General features: G+C 67.7%; 4 protein-coding genes. All 4 read left to right on the top strand.

The features are described from left to right. On the top strand, positions 1-1,146 hold a 1,146-nt coding region (locus PVV74_RS22705; RefSeq protein ID WP_338020445.1), incomplete at its 5' end, for a CaiB/BaiF CoA transferase family protein. Further along, entirely contained in the window at positions 1,143-1,919 is a 777-nt protein-coding gene (locus PVV74_RS22700) for an enoyl-CoA hydratase/isomerase family protein (RefSeq protein WP_103765132.1), read from the top strand. The genes PVV74_RS22705 and PVV74_RS22700, both read left to right, overlap by 4 nt. Beyond that, a complete protein-coding gene (locus PVV74_RS22695) occupies positions 1,916-2,743 on the top strand; it encodes a CoA transferase subunit A (protein ID WP_103765133.1) in 828 nt (275 codons plus the stop codon). The genes PVV74_RS22700 and PVV74_RS22695 overlap by 4 nt, the downstream gene beginning before the upstream one ends. Continuing rightward, positions 2,740-3,486 (top strand): CoA-transferase subunit beta, encoded by a 747-nt coding sequence (locus PVV74_RS22690; protein ID WP_274594776.1) that lies wholly within the window; start codon positions 2,740-2,742, stop codon positions 3,484-3,486. Before PVV74_RS22695 ends, PVV74_RS22690 begins: the two co-directional genes overlap by 4 nt. Positions 3,487-3,501 lie beyond the last annotated feature (15 nt).

Raw genomic sequence — 3,501 nt, 5'->3', positions numbered from 1 at the left:
CTTCCGCTGGCCGGCGTTCGCGTGGTCGAGATTTGCCAGATCGCGGCTGGGCCGTTTTGCGGGATGCTTCTGGCCGATATGGGGGCGGAGGTCATCAAGATCGAACCCCCCGCCGGCGATGCCATGCGGGCATGGCCGCCGATCACCGACGGCTACTCGGAGAACTTCGCGTCGTTGAATCGCAACAAGAAATCGATCGCGCTCGATCTGAAGGATCAGGGTGACTACGACACCGCGCGCGCGCTGATCACGCGCGCCGACGTGGTGATCGAGAATTCGCGACCCGGTGTCATGGAGCGGCTCAAGCTGGATTACGAGACCGCGAAAGCCTGGAACCCGGCGCTGGTCTATTGCTCGATCTCCGCCTTCGGTCAGACCGGCCCCAAGGCGAAGCAGGGCGCGTTCGACGTGACCATGCAGGCGATCTCGGGGATCATGAGCGTGACCGGCCACGAGGGAGTTCCGCCGGTCAAGTGCGGTGTGCCCATCGCCGATTTCGCGACCGGCCTCTACGGCGCGTTCAACGTGGCTTCCGCGTTGATGGCCGCGCGGCAAAGCGGGCAGGGGTCGCATATCGACGCGTCGATGCTGGGCTGCTCGCTGGGCATCGCCGCGTTGCAGACATCCGAGTATTTCGGCACCGGGAACGTGCCGCGGAAGCTGGGGGCGGCGCATCCGCGCAACTCTCCGTACGAGGCCTATGCGGCGCGGGACACGCATTTCGTCATCGCCGCCGGCAATGACCGTCTCTGGGAGAAGGTGTGCGCCGTTACCGGGCTGGAGGCCCTGAAAGATGACCCGCGCTTCGTGACCACCTCGGACCGGGCGGCCAACCAGGCGGAGCTGAAGCCGTTGCTGGAAGAGCGTTTCGTCAAGGAAGACGCGGAGGAATGGCTGGCCCGGTTCAGCGCGGCCGGGGTGCCCTGTGCGCCGATCAACACCTATCCCGAAGCGCTGGCCGACCCGCAGGTCGAAGCGCAGGGCTGGGTCCAGCGCACGGAACTTCCCTCCGGAGCGGAGATTTCGACCTTCGGCCCGCCCGTTTCCATGTCCGGGCGCGCGTTCACGATCCGCAGCGGCCCGCCGGGGCTGGACGGGGATCGCGCCGCGATCCTGGCGGAGCTGGACGCGGAGAAAGTGGCATGACGGACGCCGTGCTGCTGCACACCGAAGGCCCCGTCTGGCGCCTGACCCTGAACGCGCCGGACACGCGCAACGCCTTGTCGCTCGACATGGTCGAGGCCCTGCATGCGGCCTTTGACCGGGTCGAGGCCGAAACGCCGCGCGGCCTGGTGATCACCGGCGCCGGGCCGGTCTTCTGTGCCGGGCTCGACCTTGCCGGGATCGAGAGCCGGTCGGATGCGGACATGCTGTGGCTGCTGACGCGCATCGAGCTGATGCTGCAGCGGCTGTGGTCCTTGCCGTGCCGGACACTCGGCCTGGCACAGAAAGCCGCGATCGGAGCGGGGGCCGACATCCTGGTCTGCTGCCAGCACCGCGTGCTGTCGGACGGCGGGCGCATGGCGTTCCCGGGTCTCGGGTTCGGCATCTTCCTCGGCACGCATCGCCTGTCGCTTCGGATTGGCGGGAACGCGGCGGAACGGGTGCTGTCTGCCGGCGGGCCCGTCGCCGCGGAGGATGCGCTGCGGCTTGGCCTCGTGCATGCCACGCCCGCCGCGCCGGAAGAGGCGCTGGAGGACTGGAGCGCAGGGGTGTTGAAACTTGACCCGCACGTGGCGGCGCAGCTGTCGACCACGGTCTGCCGGGCCGATCCCGAAGCGGACATGGCCGCGTTCGTCGCGTCTGCCGCGCGGCCCGGTCTGCGCGACCGGATCGCCGCCTACGTCGCGGCCCAGAAAGCGGCGCGGCAAGACGCCAAAGCCGCAACAGACACCTTGAAGCGAAAGGTTCCCTCATGACCCGTTCGGAAAAACTTGTCACCCTGGAAGAGATGGTCGCCACGATCCCGGATGGCGCGTCCATCGGGCTGGGCGGCAGTTTCCTGCACCGCGGCCCCTTCGCCTTTGTCCGCGAGCTGATCCGGCAGGGCAAGCGCGACCTGGAAATCATCAAGGCATCCCCCGGTTACGACATCGACATCCTGTGCCGGGCCGGGTGCGTGTCGCGCGTGCGGGCCGGGATCGTCGCCATGGAAGGCAATTTCGGTCTTGCCGGCGGGTATCGCAAGGCGATCGAAAGCGGGACGGTGAAGCTGGAAGAACACGCCTGCATGACGCTGACCGCCGGGCTGCGCGCGGCCGGAGCCGGCGTGCCCTTCATGCCGGTCGGCGGCGTGCATGGCAGCCAGATCGCCGAGGTGTCCGGCTGGAAGAAGATGACAGACCCCTACGGCGGCGAAGAAGAGGTCTGGCTGATCCCGGCCATCCGCCCGGATTTCGCCGTCATTCATGCCCATGCGGTGGACCGCGACGGCAATGCCCGCGTCGAGGGCTCGCCGCATTGGGACCGGGCGCTCACACGCGCGGCCCGCAAGGTCCTGGTGACCGCCGAAACCCTGGCCCCGTCCGAAAGCTTTTCGCAGCGGCCGGAACTGACCCTGGTGCCCGCTTTCATGACCGCCGCCGCCGTTCATGCGCCGCAGGGCGCCTGGCCGGGGTCGCTCGCCCCGGTTTACGACGTCAACTACGATGCCGTCGCCCGGTACGTGGAAGAAAGCGCCGATGGCTCCATCGAGGAGCACATGGCGGCGGCACCCGAAGCCAGGCAGGAGGAGCCGGCATGACCAAGTATACCCCGTTTTCCTATATCGTCATCAACCTGGCCCGCCTGATCCGACCGTCAGAGGTGACGTTCTCGGGCGTGAACTCGACCCTGCCGATGCTGGCCTGCCTGGTCGCGAAGCGCGCCTACGACTTCGACTTCACATGGCTGAACGTCGCCGGAGGGGTCGATGCCGAGCTGGCGGGACCGGTGCCCCTGTCGTCGGGGGATGCGGCCCTTACCGCGGGGTCGCGCTCGATCTTTGCCAACGAGGATTTCTACGATCTGTGCACGCGCGGCGGCATGGACCTGTGTTTCCTCGGCGCCAGCCAGATCGACGGCACCGGGGCGACCAACAACTCGGTCATCGGGGACTGGGACAGCCCCAAGGTGCGCCTGCCGGGCGGCGGCGGATCGGCCGTGATGATGCCGACGCTGAAGCGGGCCGCCACGTGGCGGACGGAGCATTCGACGCGCACGCTGGTCGACACGCTGTTCTTCCAGACAGCCAAGGGGAACCTGCAATCCGTCGTCACGCCGATGTGCGTTTTCGACAAGAGGGACGGACGGCTTGCGGTGGCCTCGCATCACCCGGATGTCACGCTGGACGACATACGTGCCGCGACCGGTTTCGAAACCGACATGTCGCAGGCCGGTCCAACCCCCGAACCCACCGCGGCGGAACTGGCGGCGCTGAGGGCACTGGATCCCGATGGCACATTCGAAGCGGATGCCGCGGTCCGACTGCCGGAGTTGGCCGCATGAGTGATTTCGTTACCG

Origin of the sequence: Roseovarius sp. SK2 (assembly GCF_028807495.1) — a bacterium.
GTDB classification, from domain to species: Bacteria; Pseudomonadota; Alphaproteobacteria; order Rhodobacterales; family Rhodobacteraceae; genus Roseovarius; species Roseovarius confluentis.
Note: the sequence above shows the minus strand (reverse complement) of the source record. Positions and strands in the feature narration are given on the sequence as shown.

Excerpts from the sequence above, each read along its gene's own strand:
- PVV74_RS22700 (WP_103765132.1), top strand. The coding sequence starts at position 1,143 with ATGACGGACGCCGTGCTGCTGCACACCGAAGGCCCCGTCTGGCGCCTG.
- PVV74_RS22690 (WP_274594776.1), top strand. The coding sequence starts at position 2,740 with ATGACCAAGTATACCCCGTTTTCCTATATCGTCATCAACCTGGCCCGC.
- PVV74_RS22695 (WP_103765133.1), top strand. The coding sequence starts at position 1,916 with ATGACCCGTTCGGAAAAACTTGTCACCCTGGAAGAGATGGTCGCCACG.